Here is a 16,669-nt window from a genome sequence, read left to right on the forward strand (position 1 = left end):
CGAAATGAGAAAAATTGTGATATCTGCGGTACTGGCCGCAACTCTGGTCGCTCCGATCATGGCTTCTGCAACAGAAACCGTGGATAAAGTGCTGATCACCCTGACCAGTGCAGAACAGCAAACCCGGGGCATGGCGATGGTGCTGGGTAACATGATGCAGGCAAAAGGCGCTAAAGTCAGTGTGCTGTTGTGTGATAGTGCGGGTGATATGGCCCTTAAAGAGTATAAATCCGAGCCATTAAAGCCTAAGAATGTTACCCCAGAGCAACTGCTGCAGAAGCTGATCTCAGGTGGCGCTAAAGTCGATGTATGCGCGCTCTATCTGCCCAATAAAGGTGTTGGGATGGAGGCTTTACTGGACGGAGTGGGTGCCGCTAAACCGCCGGTGATGGCCGACGCATTAATGGACTCTGATACCCGGGTGTTTAATTTCTGAATCGGCTGATGCCTCGTATGGCCAAAGCGCACTGTCTACTCTGCAGTGCGCTTTTTTATTGCTCCAGGCATCGTCGACAGGTGTTTTACTCTCTATACTGAGAGGATGAAAACCCTGCCATTATTTCCACTGCCTGTGGTTCTGTTTCCCGGAACTTTATTGCCGCTACAGATCTTTGAACTGCGTTATCGTCGCATGGTTAAAGAGTGTCTTGCCCGTCAGGAACCGCTGGTTATTCTTCAGGCCCGACATCCCTCCACTCCGGATATCGATTTTTATACTACGGGTACAACGGGGAGCATCCTCGATTGGCAGCCGCTGCCGAACCAGATGATCGGTATTGAGTTGCAGGGAGAGCAGAGGGTCCGGGTTGCTGCAATAAAGAAAGAGAGTGACGGACTGTTGCTGGGGGAGGTGGAGTATCTTTGCTCCGCTGATCCGGTCGACTTAGCACCGCAATCGATCAGGTTGTCGGAGATTATCGCTCATCTTGCAGAGCATCCTCTGTTATCATTCAGTCCGGCCCGGGTGAGTGCTGAAACTGCTGATGCTTTCAGCTACCAGTTAGCAGCGATGCTGCCTTTTTCAGGCGCCGACAAGCAGCGGTTACTGGAACTCGATGATCCTGTGGCACGACTGGAATCGATTTATACTCTTCTCAAGGAATACTGATGCTCGATCTGATTCAAACGGCGCTGGTGAGTCGTAGTCCGCTACTGGAAACCCTGCATGCGGAAAACAGCGACTGCTATCGATTGTTTCATGGTATTAATGAGGGGATTCCCGGCCTGACAGTTGATCGCTACGGTCCGCAGTTACTGATTCAGACCTTTCATGAGCCGGTCACAGAGGAACAGTGCGAACAGATTCACCGTGCGGTAGAAAGCTTTCTTGGTTGCACGCTTGAGCGGGTGTACAACGACCGCAGCTCAGCGAACTCGCGCCGCAGCGATGATTTTCGTGTTGATGACTGGCAGGGGGTTGCCCATGAACTGGGTATCAGCTACCGGATAAAGGGAAAGCACGAAGGCCAGGACCCTCTGCTATTTCTCGATATGCGCGTGGGTCGTCGCTGGATACAGAAGAATGCTGCCGGGAAGTCTGTTTTAAATCTGTTCTCTTATACCTGCGGGGTCGGCGTGGTTGCCGCTGTGGCTGGAGCCAGTCGCGTATTGAATGTGGACTTCTCAACCCGCTCGCTGGATATCGGTCGGGAGAATGCCCGGCTTAACAACCTAAGCGATCAGCAGATCGATTTTTTTCAGAGTGACTTCTTTACCGCTGCGAAACAGCTGGCAGGTATTCCGGTTAAGCAGAGAGTAGGGCGGGGGCGAAAACCTAAACCGTTTCCACGGATTCAGCAGGAAAAATTTGATCTGGTATTTCTGGATCCGCCTCGCTGGGCGAAAAGTACATTTGGTACTGTGGATCTGATCCGCGATTATCCCAGTGTGCTGAAACCGGCATTGCTGGCAACGAAACCAGGCGGTCAACTGGTGTGTGCCAATAATGTTGCCAGTGTTGATTATGACGAGTGGCTGGACATCGTTCAGCGTTGTGCTGTTAAAGCCGGTTGTCCCATAAAGCAGGTTACCCGGTTAACCCCGGAAAGTGACTTTCCCTCTCCGGATGGCAGATTTCCCCTGAAACTGGTGGTGTTACAACTCTGAATTTACCCGTTTGCTGTAACGGGCCAGTAACTGATGCAGATGATCATCGATCTGTCCGTTAGCTGTTTCCCGGTCAGCTGCTGAAAAGCTGTCGAGATCAATGTAGGCGCTGCAGTTGCGGCCACTGTTTTTAGCCAGATACAGGGCTTCATCGGCACGTTTGATGGAGTTTTCGATGTCGCATTGGGCGCTTAGCTGAGTAATGCCGAAGGAGGCGGTTATCTGAATATTTCCCTGTGCTGTCACAATGGGGGTATCAGCCAGTTTACGTCTCACCCGCTCAATCCCCGTTTGCGCCTCGGCGATCTCAATATCGGGTAAGACAAAAAGAAACTCCTCCCCGCCATAGCGTGCCAGCGAATCACTCTGTCGGGTAAATGAGAGTAGTACTGCGGCAACCTGAGACAGAGCGCTATCGCCGGCATCGTGTCCGTACCGATCATTGACCCGTTTAAAGTGATCGATATCAACTAAGGCGATACAGCAGCTGCGGCTGCTGTCCCGAGACATTCTGTTTTTCTCGTAGTTGAGTACAGAGTAGATGCTGCGTCTATTCATTAACCCGGTGACAGTATCAAACTGGTTAGTAGAGACAACGCTGAATTCAAACAGTGTCAGAACCTCAAGTGTAAAGGCTTCCTGCGCCTCTATCAGCGCTTTATAAAGCAGCAGGTTGACTGGTTGTTGCGATTGCAGGCCGGTCAGTAGCTGATTGGCAACGGCATGAAAATTTTTGTGCTGGATATCGAGATCAAGAAAAAACGGATGATGGAATTTCGGATTATCAAGAATCCGCTTAATCCACTGACCAAACTGGCAATGGGAATGGGAGCAGCAGCAATAGTCCTCCTCTTTAAGAACTGTTTCCTGTGACACCAGGGCAAGATTCAGGGAGTTAAACCAGCGCAGGTGCTGATGGAACACCGTGCGGATATCAGCAGACAGGCGGACAAATTCTTGCTGATCAATTTTCTCTAACAGGTCGTCTAATACTGACATGACGGCTTTCTCACGGTTTCTCTACTTTTACTATTGTTTTTCCACCAGGTTAAAGCAACGAAGAAAACTGCATGAGATCAATGATCTGATGAATTTAGCTTAATGAAGGAGGACGCTGACATATTGCGGCAACTTTTTCTCTATCGTTGATGGACAACCAACCCTAACAGATGCGAACAGCTCATTCTATCGTCCTTACGGTGTGGCTCTGAGCGTACATCCTTGCTCTAAAGTATGCTTTTATGGCTGGCTGTGATCAGATCCGGTGAGCTTCCAGTGTGATGCCGGTGATCCGGGGGCCTAACAGAACAACACGACCCCGGGCCCGGTCTTCACCGGTTGCGGTAAATTCAAACAGGTAGGAGCGCCAGATTCGAATCTTGCCGTTGTCATCCCGTTTCAGCCATATTCCCCGCAGATAGACACTCTGATCCAGTAATTGAAGGTCCAGTTCACGGCAGTGGTTGGTGGCCGCTTTGAGGGCGATCTCCTTCACTTTCAGTGACTGCCACCAGTGCAACAAAAGCAGCACAATGAGGGTTAGCCAGAACAGGTCTCCCAGATCAAGATACATCAGTTTTTCTCCCGTCCTAACCATACCGAGCCGATACCACCACTGATAACCAGTGCTGCGCCAATAACTGAGATCATATCAGGAACCTGCTGCCAGAAAAGCCAGCCCAGCAGACCGGCAAACAGCACGCCAAAATAACTGATCGGCGCAATCACAGTTGCTTTAGCATAGCTGTAGGCTTTGGTGTAAAGCCACATGGTGCACCAGATCGACAGACTGATGCCGATCATCAGTGGCACACTGGCGAGTGGAACCGGTTGCCAACTGGCTAATGCCAGCGGCAGAGAGAAGAGTGCTGAGAGTGCGAAATAGTAGAACAGAATACGACTGGTGGGTTCTGAGAGGGCCAGAACCCGGGTGGTGACAATGGAAACCGCTAGCAGCAGGCAGGAGGCCACTGCGGCCAGATGCCAGGGATTTAACCGGCTGCCATCGGGTTTGAGCACCAGTGCAATACCCAGAAAACCGATCACAATGGGCAACCAGTTTAGTAGTGGCATCCGGTATTTAAGCCACATCAGCACCAGCAAAGGCACCATCAGGGGGGCGGCATTGCGCAGCAGTGAAGCTTCGCCCAGGGGAATATTATTCAGCGCCAGATAGTAGGTGTAGAAGCAGAGCCAGCCGGAGAGCCCCCGTATCAGATGCAACCAGGGCTTTTCGGTTTTGAGGACCCGCAACCCTTTCCGCCCCAGCCAGGGCAGCATCATCAGGGTGCAGATACCGTACTGAACCAGTACGATCTGTTCGATTGAGACAAAACCGGCGGTATATTTAGTGGCGGCAGCAGCCAGGCTCATTAACAGCGTCGTTGCCATTGCCAGGGCCGCGCCGCGAATAAGATTGGAATATTGTTGGGGCAAGGTTGTCTATCCTGTTGCTTTAATTACAATAGCTTATTACATCTACTTCCCGGGAATATCCATGGAATTGCTGATCGGCTTTGTTGAAACAAACTGGGTTAACGTTGTTGCACTCATCTGGTTTCTTGCCTGTTTCAAGGGTTACAACACCTACACCCGGCGCAGAGCCAGAGATACCCACTGTCTCGCCAGTGTGATGCATAACTATCGCCTGGAGTGGATGAACCGGATGCTTCACCGTGAAGTGCGTATCGCCGATGCTGCGGCGATTACCAATCTGGAGCGTAGCGTATCATTTTTTGCCTCATCAACCATGCTTATTTTGGCCGGCCTGATGACCGTACTTGGGTCTACAGAGAAAGCGATCGATGTGGTTGGGGATCTGCCGTTTGTCAATCACGCGACCAAGGCGGAGTGGGAGCTGAAACTGCTGGTGCTGATAGGATTGTTTATCTACGCATTTTTCAAGTTTACCTGGAGTCTGCGTCAGTATGGTTTTACCTCGGTGATGATGGGCGGTGCGCCACAACCGGATCAGGCAAGCGAATCAGAGTTGAAAGCCCATGCGAACCGATTGGCTGTCATGAGTTCGATGGCCGCTAATAACTTTAACCTGGGACTGCGCACCTACTATTTCAGCCTCTCTGTTCTGGCCTGGTTTATCAATCCCTGGTTGTTTATGCTGATGGTTACCGGCGTGGTCTTTATTCTCTATCGCCGGGAGTTTAACTCCAGTACCCTGCGCCAACTGGTGATCAGCCGGATGGAATAATTTGTCGCGCTTTTCCTGTCAGGCCCCTTGAAATGGAAGGGGCTGTCCCCATCTTTAGTGTCAACGATTTTCGTTTTAACAGTAAATCTTTGTCACAATAAGATTGGGAATTGATAGATGAGCACAGAAACTCAGCAGGAAACTCTTGGCTTTCAAACCGAAGTGAAGCAACTGCTTCACCTGATGATTCATTCTCTGTATTCAAATAAAGAGATCTTTCTTCGGGAACTGATCTCCAACGCTTCCGATGCCGCGGATAAACTGCGGTTTGAAGCACTGTCTAATGACGACCTCTATGAGGGTGATGGTGATCTGCGTATTCGCATCGAGTTTGATGAGAAAGCAAAAACGATCACCATCGATGACAACGGTATCGGTATGACCCGTCAGGATGTCATAGAGCATCTGGGGACTATCGCAAAATCCGGCACCTCACAGTTCCTCTCTCAGCTGAGTGGCGATCAGAAAAAAGATTCGCAGCTGATTGGCCAGTTCGGGGTTGGCTTCTACTCTGCATTTATCGTCGCAAAAGAGGTGGAAGTGATTACCCGCCGTGCCGGCCAGCCGGCGTCTGAAGGGGTTCACTGGGTGTCTCAGGGTGAGGGTGAGTTCACCGTTGGGAACGTTGAAAAAGCACAACGTGGTACCACCATTATTCTGCACCTGAAAGATGAAGAACTGGAGTTCGCAAATAGCTTCCGTCTGCGTGGTCTGGTGCGTAAGTATTCTGATCATATCTCTCTGCCGGTGATTATGCAGAAAGAAGCGGCTCCGGTGGAAGAGGGTGAAGAGCCAGCGGCACCAGAAGATGAAACCGTCAATGCTGCGACCGCGCTCTGGACCCGCTCTAAGAGCGATATCAGTGATGACGAATATAAAGAGTTCTATAAGCATGTTTCTCATGACTTCCAGGACCCACTGAAATGGAGTCATAACCGGGTTGAGGGTAAGCTGGATTACACCAGTCTGCTTTATGTTCCGGCTCATGCTCCCTATGATCTGTGGAATCGTGATACGCCGCGTGGCCTGAAACTTTACGTGCAGCGTGTGTTTATCATGGATGAGGCAGATCAGTTCCTGCCGATGTATCTGCGCTTTATGAAGGGGGTTGTTGACACCAGTGACCTGTCACTGAACGTTTCCCGCGAGATTCTGCAGAAAGATCCTGTAGTCGATAAACTGAAAACTCAGTTGACTAAGCGTGCCCTGGATATGCTGGGTAAACTGGCTAAGAATGATCCTGAACAGTACGCTAAGTTCTGGGCTGAATTTGGTGAAGTGCTGAAAGAGGGACCCGCGGAAGATCACGCCAACAAAGAAACCATCCTTAAGCTGCTTCGTTTTGCTTCTACGCATAACAACTCCTCTGATCAGAGCGTTGCCCTGGAAGACTATGTTTCCCGCATGCAGGAAGGTCAGGAGAAGATCTACTACGCCGTGGCTGAAAACTACAACACTGCGAAGAACAGTCCTCACCTCGAGATCTTCCGCAAGAAGGGTATCGAAGTGTTGCTGATGTCTGACCGTGTTGATGAGTGGCTGATGAGCCAGCTGTTCGACTTCGACGGTAAGTCCTTCCAGGATGTCAGTAAAGGTGAACTGGATCTGGGTGAAACCGAGAACGAAGAGGAGAAGAAAGCTCACGAGGAGACCGCCAAAGAGCTGGAAGGCCTGGTTGAGCGTCTGAAGAACAGCCTTGATGCTCAGGTCAGTGAAGTGCGCATCACCCATCGTCTGACAGACTCTCCAGCCTGTGTGGTGCTGGGCGCTTATGATATGGGTATGCAGATGCGCAAGATCATGGAAGCCGCAGGTCAGGCCGTGCCGGAAAGCAAGCCTATCTTTGAGATCAACCCCGAGCACCCGCTGATCAGCAAGCTGGATCACGAAGCCGATGAAGACCGCTTCGGTGAGCTGGCACTGGTGGTATTTGAGCAGGCGCAACTGGCCGCCGGTGGGCAGCTGGATGATCCGGCCGCTTATGTGGGACGTCTCAATAAGCTGCTGCTGAATCTGATCAGCTAACTCTATATGTTGTTACTAAAGGCGACCACTGGTCGCCTTTTTTATGTCTGTTACACTGATATAATTGGTCGATTACGCATTAGCAACTGATGCGCCAGAACAATAAGTATATACAGGGCGTAAGGCCTTGTCGGGATCTGAAATGAGTGATGATATTGCTAATCTGCGAAAATTTGTGGCCCCTGAAATCGTCTTTGGGGCGGGGGCCAGAAAAACAGTCGCCAACTTTGCCCGCTCGTTTGGCGCCCGAAAAATTCTGCTGGTCTCCGATCCGGGTGTTGAGGCTGCCGGCTGGGTTACAGAGGTTGCCCAGGACCTGCAGATGGGCGGTTTCGAGTATGAACTGTTTACCGACGTATCCCCCAATCCCCGTTCCGAAGAGGTGATGAAAGGCGCGCAGATCTACACCCAGCATGGCTGTAACCTGATCGTCGCCGTGGGTGGTGGCAGCCCGATGGATTGTGCTAAAGGGATCGGTATCGTAGCGACTCACAATCGCCACATTCTGGAGTTTGAAGGGGTGGATACCATTGAGATGGCAATCCCTCCACTGATCTTTATCCCCACCACTGCCGGGACTTCGGCAGATGTCTCGCAGTTTGCCATTATTAATGATCAGCAGGAGAGAATGAAAATCTCCATTGTCAGTAAAGCGGTGGTCCCGGATGTTTCCCTGATCGATCCGGAAACAACCGTCACTATGGACCCTTTTCTGACCGCCTGTACCGGGGTGGATGCGCTGGTACATGCGATCGAGGCGTTTGTCTCAACCGGTTCAGGCCCGCTGACCGATATGCACGCGCTGGATGCGATTAAACTGGTAAATGATAATCTGGTAGCGCTGGTGAAAGACCCGACCGACCTGAAACTGAGGGAGCAGGTGATGCTGGGGAGCATGAAAGCGGGGCTGGCGTTTTCTAATGCGATTCTCGGGGCGGTGCATGCTATGTCACACAGTCTGGGAGGCTTTCTCGATCTGCCCCACGGGATGTGCAACGCGATGCTGCTGGAACATGTGATCAGTTTTAACTTTAAATCGGCGGAAGATAAGTTTCGTGTGGTGGCTGAAACCATGGGGATCGACACCCGGGGGATGAGTAATCTGATGGTGCATAAACGTCTGCAGGATCGGGTGATACAGCTCAAGCGTGATGTGGGATTAGTGGAGGGGCTGGCCTCCCGGGGCGTTAATCTCAGCGATATACCGACACTCTCTGCCAAGGCGATTAAGGACCCCTGTATTCTGACCAATCCACGCAGGTCCAGTAAGCGGGATGTCGAGGTGGTCTATGAAGAAGCGCTCTGAGGTTGAGCACTCTTCCAGCGATAAACTCACGATAGAACGGTTGATGGGGCTGGGTGGACAGTCAGCCCGTAAAAGTCACTATCCTGAACTGGTTGCCAAACTTGAAGAGTTGGAAGAGGAGCGGAATCGGTATAAATCGATCTTTGAGCATGCCCAGCATGGCATTTTTCAGGCCCGGCTGGACAGTGGCCTGGTCGCGGCGAATCCGGCACTGGCGAGGATTTGCGGCTATACCGACCCGCAGCAGCTGTGCCGACGGGTTGAGTCATTTGCCTCAGGCTTGCTGTTTGATCCTCATGAATACCCGCTTCTGCTGGGGAAACTCAAGCTTTACGGCAAGCTGTTCGGCTATGAAACCCGGTTGTTACGTCAGGATGGCAGTGCCGTTGATGTATCGTTAAATGTGCTGTTAAAAGACGATGGCCAGGGCAGCCTGATGGAAGCCTTTGTTGCCGATATTACTGAGCGCAAGAAAGCTCAGGATAAACTCAAGAAACTGAATGAAGAGCTGGAACAGCGGGTTGAAGACCGCACCCGGGAGCTGGTTTCTCTGAATCAGCAACTGGTCAGCGAGATCAATGAACGCAGCAGTATAGAGCAGGCGCTTAAAGAGGCGCGGGATGCTGCAGAACAGGCGAATAAGAGTAAAGATAAATATCTGGCGGCCGCCAGTCACGATCTGTTGCAGCCGCTGAATGCCGCCCGGTTATTGGTGTCCACCCTGCAGGAGCGGGAGCTGGCTGAAGAGAATAATCATCTGGTTGAGCGGATCCATATGGCGCTGGAGGGGGCGGAGGAGCTGCTGAGTGATCTTCTGGATATCTCCCGTCTGGATCAGAACGCGGTGCAACCTGATCTGACCAGTATCCCTCTGGATTATCTGTTCCGGATGTTGCAGGTGGAGTTTCAGCCGGTGGCCGAACAGCGCTCTGTTTCGTTGCGGGTGCTGAGTAGTGGTCTCAATATTTACAGTGATACCCGGCTATTGATGCGGGTGCTGCGCAATTTTCTCAGCAATGCGTTTCGCTATACCCCGGCGGGCCGGGTTGTGCTGGGGGCACGTCGTCGGGGAGATCATCTTGAACTGCAGGTGTGGGATACCGGTCCGGGTATTGCGGAAGATAAGCTCGAAGATATCTTCAGAGAGTTTCAGCAGATCGATCATCACTATCAGACCGGCCGCAAAGGGGTCGGTCTGGGGCTGGCGATTGTTGAACGGATTGCCGGAATGCTCGATCACCCGATCAGAGTCAGCTCCACGCCGGGTAAGGGCACCATGTTCAGTGTTTCGGTACCGATCAGTAGTGAACCGGTGCAGCCGATCCTGCAACCACAACAGATGCCGCAGCAGGATCTTAGTGGTCGAACAGTTCTTGTGATCGATAATGAACAGGATATTCTGGTCAGCATGCAGGCGCTGCTGGAGCAGTGGCACTGCGAGGTTTGTATGGCTATTGACCCGGCAGAAGCGATTGAAAACTATCTCAGTAAAGGGGTAAAACCGCAGCTGATTCTGGCCGATTATCATCTGAATAATGATGCCACCGGTGTTGAAGCGATTGATCAGGTGCGGCGCTATGCCGGTTATGATATTCCCGCTGCTATTATCACCGCTGACCGCTCTCCGGAAGGGCGTAAGCTCTTTCGTGAGCGGCAGTTGCCAGTGCTGAATAAGCCGGTTAAGCCGGGAAAACTGCGGGCGTTGATCAGCCACCTGCTACAGCCCCCTCAACAGGTTGCGGAGTAATGTATTGATGGATCGTGAGCAGCTGGAGCGGTGTCACGAGGCACTGATTAAACTGAAACAGGAGCTGAGCGAAGAGATAGCCAGTCTGGAACAGAGTGCCAGGCCTGTGCAACTGGATCAGCAGGCGGTTGGCCGGGTTTCCCGGGGGGATGCGATGCAACAACAGAGTATGGCGCTGGCCAATCTTGAACAGTGTCGTCAGCGGATGCAGGAAGTGATGCATGCAGAACAGCGTTTCAGCGAGGCTGAGTATGGTTACTGCGAACATTGCGATAGTGTGATCAGTCTGCCGCGCCTGTTGGCCCGTCCAGAAAGTCGGTTCTGTCTCAGCTGCCAGTCAGCAGTGGAGCGCACTCAATGATCGCTTTGCACTTGTCCTATCCGCAGAGTAAGCTGGATTGCAGATGTTGAACAAGTGCTTTTAATAATCAGTGATACAGCCGATGGCCTCGAAAAAATCAAAGGATATTGCTGAAACCCCTGAACTGGCCGATGAAGCCTGGGTCAGTGTTATCCAGAAAATGGATGAAACCTATGCTGACCTGGTGCATTACCAGGTTGAGATAGAGCGGAAAAACCTCGAACTGGAGCAGACCCAGGGGTTTCTCGACAGTGTCCAGAGCGCCATGAACGACGTGCTGATCGTGTGCGATAAACAGGGCGTTATTCAGCAGGTTAACAGTGCTCTGGAGCAACTGACCGGTGAACAGGCCGACCGTCTGATAGGTAAACCCTTCGTCGAGCTGGTTGCCCAGCCTTATCAGAGCAAAATCACCGCTATTCAGAATCAGTTACGGCTTACACCGGTGCGGGACTGTGAAGTGGAACTGATGGGGCATGAGGGGAGTGTACCCCTGGCCATGAACTGCAGTCCCCGTAAAGATAAACGGGGCCGGATGGCGGGTATGGTGATGGTTGGCCGTCCGCTGGGGGAACTGCAGAAAGCCTATAAAGAGCTGAACAAAACCCATGCAGAGCTTAAGTTGGCACAGGAGCGCCTGATTCAGTCAGAAAAGATGGCATCCCTGGGTCGCCTGGTGGCCGGTGTTGCCCACGAGCTGAATAACCCGATCAGTTTTGTCTACGGCAATATGCATGCCTTGCGCCGATACACCGAAAAACTGGTGACCTACTTTAATGCGGTGGGTGAAAACAGCAGCAGAGAAGAGTTGCGGGCACTGCGGGAAAATCTGCGTCTCGACCGAGCGATTCAGGATCTTAATTCGCTGGTCGCCGGCACTATGGAAGGCGCGGACCGGGTGCGGGATATTGTCCGTGATCTGCGCCAGTTCTCCTCCTGTCAGGAAGCGGAGAAAACCCTGTTCGATTTTAATCACGTGATTAAAACGGCGTTGCACTGGATTATCAAAGAGAGCAACCGACCGGTGCAGGTCGATCTTAATCTTCCGCCTCAGTTGATGGCACTGGGGCATTCCGGGCAGATACACCAGGTGATTGTCAATCTGATTCAGAACGCCGTCGATGCGATGCAACAGCAACCCCAGGCGCGGCTTGAGCTCAGTGCAGGTGAAACCGCTGAACGGGTGTGGTTCACCATACTCGATAATGGTCCGGGTCTGCCAGAGGAGCACTTGTCCCGTGTATTTGATCCGTTCTTTACCACCAAGCCAGTGGGTGAGGGAACCGGTCTCGGCCTCTCCATCAGCTATGGCATTGTCACCGAGCATGGCGGCAAATTATCACTGCATAATTATCCTTCCGGGGGCGTGATGGTAAGGTTGGAACTGCCTAAGCAAGTGCCGTTAACCGCACATCAGGAGGATAGAAATGGCTAATCTACTCTGGCTACAGTCCGGTGGATGTGGCGGTTGCAGCATGTCTCTGTTGAATGCTGAATCGCCGGATCTGATGACCACCCTTGATGCTGCCGGAATCCGTTTGCTGTGGCACCCCTCCCTCAGTGAGGAGAGTGGATCGGAAGTGATTGCGATATTGCAGCAGGTGATTGATGGAGCGATTCCGCTGGATATCCTCTGTATAGAGGGGTCGATGTTGATGGGACCGATGGGCACGGGCCGTTTTCACCTGATGGGAGGCACCGGTGTGCCAATGATCAACTGGGTACGGCAACTGGCAGAAAAAGCGCAATATACCGTTGCCGTCGGCAGTTGTGCGGCTTATGGTGGCATCAGTGCCGCCGGTGATAACGTTACCGAAGCGACCGGTCTGCAGTTTGATGGGGACCTGAGTGGTGGTTTGCTGGGGGCCGATTACCGTTCCGCCAGTGGTGACAAAGTGATCAATGTCGCCGGATGCCCCACCCATCCAAACTGGGTGACTGAGACACTGCTACAGATCGCCCTTGATGAATTTGATCCAGGGCAGGTGGACAATCTGGGACGTCCCCGAAGCTATGCAGATCATCTGGTTCACCATGGCTGCACCCGCAATGAGTATTACGAATATAAGGCCAGTGCCGAACAGCCTGGGCAGCAGGGTTGTATGATGGAGAATATGGGGTGCCTTGGCACTCAGGCGCATGCGGATTGCAATATCCGTCCCTGGAATGGCGAAGGCTCGTGCACCAGTGGAGGGTACGCCTGCATTAACTGCACCGCCCCTGAGTTTGAAGAGCCATCTTACGCGTTCACCAAAACCCGTAAAATTGCCGGTATTCCGGTGGGCCTGCCCACCGATATGCCGAAAGCCTGGTTTGTCGCACTGGCATCACTCTCCAAAGCGGCAACCCCGGAGCGACTGAAAACTAACGCTGTCTCTGAGCGGATCATCTATCCCCCCAGTAAGCAGAAACATGAAAAACAGTAACTGTAGTAAGCTGAGCTGATGAGTCGAATTCTGGTAGGCCCGTTTAACCGGGTGGAAGGGGATCTTGAAATTACACTGGATATCGCTGATGGCCGGGTTGAAAGTGCAAAGGTTAACTCGACCATGTATCGCGGTTTTGAACAGATATTACAGGGCAAAAACCCGCTCGATGCGCTGGTTTATACGCCCAGGATCTGTGGTATCTGTTCGGTCAGTCAGTCGGTGGCCTGTGCCTATGCACTGGCTGATGCGATGCAGATGGGGATGCCGCGCAATGGTGAACTCTGCACCAATCTGATCCTTGCCAATGAAAATATGGCAGACCTTTTAACTCATTTCTATCTCTTCTTTATGCCGGATTTTGCCCGGCCCGTGTATGCTGCCCAACCCTGGTATGAAACCGTGGCGCGACGTTATCGTGCGGCGAGCGGGGAGGCGGCCCGGGAGATGCTGCCAGCCCGGGCAGAGTTTCTGCACCTGATGGGGTTGTTGGCTGGCAAGTGGCCCCATAGTCTGAGTATTCAGCCGGGTGGCAGCGCCAAACCGGTAGAAGCCCATGACCGGTTGAAAATGCTGGCAATACTGGCCGGTTTTCGCCGGTTTCTGGAACGCCGCCTGTTTGGCGACACACTGGAAACCATCGTTCAGTTGACCTCAGCCGCTGAGTTGTCGCAGTGGGCGGCCCAGAAACCCTGGCAAAGTTCTGATCTGAGAACCTTTCTGCACCTGTCTCAACAGCTGCAACTGGATCAGTTGGGAGCCACGACCGTGCCGTTTATGAGTTACGGCAACTATCCGCTGGAGGGGGAGCGACTGTTCCGTCCCGGTGTTATCGATGCCCAGGGGACGCGAACACCGCTGGATAGCAACCAGATTACTGAAGACCTTTCTCATGCCTGGCTGACAGGGCAGGACAGGCCTCAGCACCCAGAGTTGGGCGTGACTCAGCCCTCTCTGGAGAATCAACAGGGCTACAGCTGGTGTAAAGCCCCGCGGCTGGATGGACAGGTGATGGAAACCGGTGCCCTGGCCCGTCAACTGAACAATGGACACCCTCTGATGATGGACCTGGCTGCCCGTAGCGGCGCTAATGTCCATAACCGGATACTGGCAAGATTATTGGAGCTGGCTATAGTGGTACCGCAGATGGAACGCTGGGCGCGACAGATCGATCCCTCAGAGCGGTTTTGTTTGCACAGTGCGATGCCTGATAGCGCCATCGGTGTTGGTATGGTCGAAGCCGCCCGGGGCAGTCTGGGACACTGGCTCAGTGTTGAGAAGGGGCGAATCAGTAATTACCAGATTATCGCACCGACTACCTGGAACTTCTCCCCCCGGGATAGTCAGGGGATTCCAGGCGCCCTCGAACAGGCGTTGCAGGGTACCCAGGTGATGGAGGGTGAGAAAGACCCGGTGTCGGTACAGCATATTGTCCGCTCATTCGATCCATGTATGGTGTGTACGGTGCATTAACGCCTTTAACGTTCATCCTACCATTCCCTGGCTTTGTAGCTGCTGACAAAACCCTTTGGCAATAGGATCAAACTTCTGGACAAGTGAGTTGATATCAGTGGTATTAACGGTCTTAGATAATATGGCTTTCATCTGAGTATTTGCAGTCACCGACGGCTTCGCTTATTCTTGGTTTATGGGGTTAGCTTCCTATGGATATGGTGTATCTATAGCGTGTGAATAGTTTAAACTACATTCCCCGTTGCATCAGTCACCAAGTATGGACTACCAAGATGCGGTATCTCTTCTTTAGGAGCAATATCTGAAACACTGAGGTATATCGCAGTCACTTCACTTTAATCACGACTGCTAGGTTGCCGCCTGGTCTACTACAGCAGCGCATCACCCTGCCAGGTAGTGAATTCAAACTCTGTACCTTGCCACTTTAACATCTATCTTAAGCTTTCTGCCCACATGGTCATTATTCAGGAGCGCAAGGCAGAAGCTACGGGCTATTGTTTCAAAGGCCTCAACCAGCAGCGCGACATCTGTAGTCGGTATTATATCGACTGTCTTGGATAAAGTGCTTTTCGTCAATATGCCATCTCATCAACTGGCTGATTTATTTTGAATTATGTTCTTCTATGAGTGCGGGCTTATCTTGGATCTCTGTTTCTTCGCTTTCAAATAAGGGTTTTCCATATACATATTCATAAATATTGCTTAGCGTCGCAAAGCCCAAATCTTGTAATAATACAACAATAAAAATGAAGTAAGCGATTACGGCCACGACAAGAAACATGATGCCAGCGAGGAAGTTAAAACCACATAGAATAGATGCTATAGCGAATATGCCAGCTCCATGGCCTATCAGATTGGATAGTACTGCCAACCTGAATTGAAATTTTGGAGTGGTATCTAGTGTTTCATCTTCTTTAGGAAGAAGGATAAGGGATAGGACTAGAGCAGGAATTGCTATACCAATGAATATTGATGCGAACGATTGATAGCCTGTAATTTGATCTTTGGATAATAGATCAAGCAACAGTAGGAGGAGAAAGCCTATATGGGCTTGGGCTGCTTTAGCGTCTGTATAGTGCTGGGTATTAATAGCCATGCGTTTTCCTTAACGTAGTTGAGATTGGGCGTGTAGATTGCCCGAGATCAGCGGAGAAGGGAATAGGGGCTTGTACCCATTGTGGAGTGCCAGAAGCAACAAAAGCTCCCACGGAAGCTTTTTTAGTCGTAGTGGTCGTTTCTAAGCACGTGAGGTTTGCTGCTTATAAGTTTTTCGGATCTCCTCACCTTCTTTTGCGGTAGGAATATCGGTAAATGATATATTTACCTGTTTTCCAATAATTTGAGCTGCTGCTGCTAAAGTTTTTAAGCTAAGGCTTGTGTTAGCAGGATCCAGCAATCTATCAACTTGAGATCGACTGCTGTGCATTTCTATGGCAAAACGGGCTTTTGTGAGCTGAGTTTCTGCAAGTGCTTGCTGTATCTCCCAAGCAATTACACGTTTCATTGCTTCTGCAGTACATTCCTCGAGAATATCTTCTTCTTCGAGAAAATCATCAAACCCACTTCCAAGGTATTGATTAGTCATATAATTCTCTCATTCTACTAACGATGCACATCATCGCGACGGTTTTTTGCTAAATCTAGGTCGGGCTTAGGTGTTTTCTGACTCTTCTTGATGAACCCATGTAAAAGAACCATTACCTCTTGGTATACAGTGAAAAGGACTCTCGCAATACGAGAGTCAGATATATCACTCCTTACTTCCCAGAGGTCTTTGTCCATTTTGGTAACCAGGGGCTTTCCTTTAGGCCATCCAAACTCGACTTCTTTTATATCCTTTCCGATTGCTGACTTATCTTCTTTTTTTTGGTCTTTAAGCCAGTCTCTAACAGGCTCATTACCAATTTCAGTTTTAAAAAAGACAGCTTGGATAATTTTCTTAGGTTTATCTTCCATGGGTGTAGTGTACCAAAAATGGAACGTTTTGCAAGTTTGTCAAATGGGAAAAGTTGTTTCA

The 16,669-nt window shown here is 51.2% G+C and carries 17 protein-coding genes; 11 read left to right on the forward strand and 6 right to left on the reverse strand.

The annotated features are described in order from the left end of the window. The first annotated feature begins 4 nt into the window (after positions 1-4). From BMY09_RS02145 to BMY09_RS02155, 3 genes are all read left to right on the forward strand, one after another. Entirely contained in the window at positions 5-436 is a 432-nt protein-coding gene (locus BMY09_RS02145; RefSeq protein WP_091353286.1) for a DsrE family protein, read from the forward strand. 105 nt (positions 437-541) lie between these two features. Beyond that, positions 542-1,108 carry an LON peptidase substrate-binding domain-containing protein gene (locus BMY09_RS02150; RefSeq protein ID WP_091353288.1) on the forward strand — a complete coding sequence of 189 codons (567 nt, stop codon included), beginning with the start codon at positions 542-544 and terminating at the stop codon, positions 1,106-1,108. Then, on the forward strand, positions 1,108-2,106 hold the full coding sequence (locus BMY09_RS02155; RefSeq protein ID WP_091353291.1) for a class I SAM-dependent rRNA methyltransferase: 999 nt from the start codon (positions 1,108-1,110) through the stop codon (positions 2,104-2,106). The genes BMY09_RS02150 and BMY09_RS02155 overlap by 1 nt, the downstream gene beginning before the upstream one ends. On the opposite strand, the gene BMY09_RS02160 is transcribed toward BMY09_RS02155, so the two are convergent. The 3 genes from BMY09_RS02160 to BMY09_RS02170 form a co-directional block, all read right to left on the reverse strand. After that, complete coding sequence (locus tag BMY09_RS02160) at positions 2,095-3,105, reverse strand: diguanylate cyclase (protein ID WP_091353292.1); 1,011 nt, start codon at positions 3,103-3,105, stop codon at positions 2,095-2,097. The genes BMY09_RS02155 and BMY09_RS02160 overlap by 12 nt on opposite strands. A gap of 256 nt (positions 3,106-3,361) precedes the next feature. Further along, positions 3,362-3,679 carry a DUF3301 domain-containing protein gene (locus tag BMY09_RS02165; RefSeq protein WP_091353295.1) on the reverse strand — a complete coding sequence of 106 codons (318 nt, stop codon included), beginning with the start codon at positions 3,677-3,679 and terminating at the stop codon, positions 3,362-3,364. Further along, positions 3,679-4,542 (reverse strand): DMT family transporter, encoded by an 864-nt coding sequence (locus tag BMY09_RS02170; protein ID WP_091353298.1) that lies wholly within the window; start codon positions 4,540-4,542, stop codon positions 3,679-3,681. The genes BMY09_RS02165 and BMY09_RS02170 overlap by 1 nt, the downstream gene beginning before the upstream one ends. A 61-nt stretch (positions 4,543-4,603) precedes the next feature. Between BMY09_RS02170 and BMY09_RS02175 the strand changes: the two genes are divergently transcribed. The 8 genes from BMY09_RS02175 (at position 4,604) to BMY09_RS02210 (ending at position 14,652) form a co-directional block, all read left to right on the forward strand. Next, complete coding sequence (locus tag BMY09_RS02175) at positions 4,604-5,314, forward strand: DUF599 domain-containing protein (protein ID WP_217647372.1); 711 nt, start codon at positions 4,604-4,606, stop codon at positions 5,312-5,314. Between the two features lie 117 nt (positions 5,315-5,431). Next, positions 5,432-7,339, forward strand: a complete 1,908-nt coding sequence (gene htpG / locus BMY09_RS02180; RefSeq protein WP_091353300.1) for a molecular chaperone HtpG — start codon at positions 5,432-5,434, stop codon at positions 7,337-7,339. A 142-nt stretch (positions 7,340-7,481) separates the two neighbouring features. Continuing rightward, positions 7,482-8,645 carry an alcohol dehydrogenase-like regulatory protein ErcA gene (gene ercA / locus BMY09_RS02185; RefSeq protein ID WP_091353302.1) on the forward strand — a complete coding sequence of 388 codons (1,164 nt, stop codon included), beginning with the start codon at positions 7,482-7,484 and terminating at the stop codon, positions 8,643-8,645. Then, a complete protein-coding gene (locus tag BMY09_RS02190; RefSeq protein ID WP_091353305.1) occupies positions 8,629-10,392 on the forward strand; it encodes a PAS domain-containing hybrid sensor histidine kinase/response regulator in 1,764 nt (587 codons plus the stop codon). The genes ercA and BMY09_RS02190 overlap by 17 nt, the downstream gene beginning before the upstream one ends. Positions 10,393-10,399: 7 nt before the next feature. Continuing rightward, the gene (locus BMY09_RS02195) at positions 10,400-10,753 is read left to right on the forward strand and encodes a TraR/DksA family transcriptional regulator (protein WP_091353308.1); all 354 of its coding nucleotides are present in this window, start codon (positions 10,400-10,402) and stop codon (positions 10,751-10,753) included. A gap of 82 nt (positions 10,754-10,835) precedes the next feature. Then, positions 10,836-12,188 carry an ATP-binding protein gene (locus BMY09_RS02200; protein WP_091353941.1) on the forward strand — a complete coding sequence of 451 codons (1,353 nt, stop codon included), beginning with the start codon at positions 10,836-10,838 and terminating at the stop codon, positions 12,186-12,188. Next, positions 12,181-13,179, forward strand: a complete 999-nt coding sequence (locus BMY09_RS02205; protein WP_091353311.1) for an NADH-quinone oxidoreductase subunit B family protein — start codon at positions 12,181-12,183, stop codon at positions 13,177-13,179. Before BMY09_RS02200 ends, BMY09_RS02205 begins: the two co-directional genes overlap by 8 nt. An 18-nt stretch (positions 13,180-13,197) precedes the next feature. Beyond that, on the forward strand, positions 13,198-14,652 hold the full coding sequence (locus tag BMY09_RS02210; RefSeq protein ID WP_091353313.1) for a nickel-dependent hydrogenase large subunit: 1,455 nt from the start codon (positions 13,198-13,200) through the stop codon (positions 14,650-14,652). Positions 14,653-15,253: 601 nt separating this feature from the next. On the opposite strand, the gene BMY09_RS02215 is transcribed toward BMY09_RS02210, so the two are convergent. The 3 genes from BMY09_RS02215 to BMY09_RS02225 form a co-directional block, all read right to left on the reverse strand. Beyond that, a complete protein-coding gene (locus tag BMY09_RS02215; RefSeq protein ID WP_091353316.1) occupies positions 15,254-15,748 on the reverse strand; it encodes a hypothetical protein in 495 nt (164 codons plus the stop codon). A 141-nt stretch (positions 15,749-15,889) separates the two neighbouring features. Next, positions 15,890-16,237 carry an XRE family transcriptional regulator gene (locus BMY09_RS02220; protein ID WP_091353319.1) on the reverse strand — a complete coding sequence of 116 codons (348 nt, stop codon included), beginning with the start codon at positions 16,235-16,237 and terminating at the stop codon, positions 15,890-15,892. A gap of 17 nt (positions 16,238-16,254) precedes the next feature. Further along, a complete protein-coding gene (locus BMY09_RS02225) occupies positions 16,255-16,608 on the reverse strand; it encodes a type II toxin-antitoxin system RelE/ParE family toxin (protein WP_091353322.1) in 354 nt (117 codons plus the stop codon). Positions 16,609-16,669: the final 61 nt, after the last annotated feature.

Source organism: Amphritea atlantica (genome assembly GCF_900111095.1).
Classification (GTDB): domain Bacteria; phylum Pseudomonadota; class Gammaproteobacteria; order Pseudomonadales; family Balneatricaceae; genus Amphritea; species Amphritea atlantica.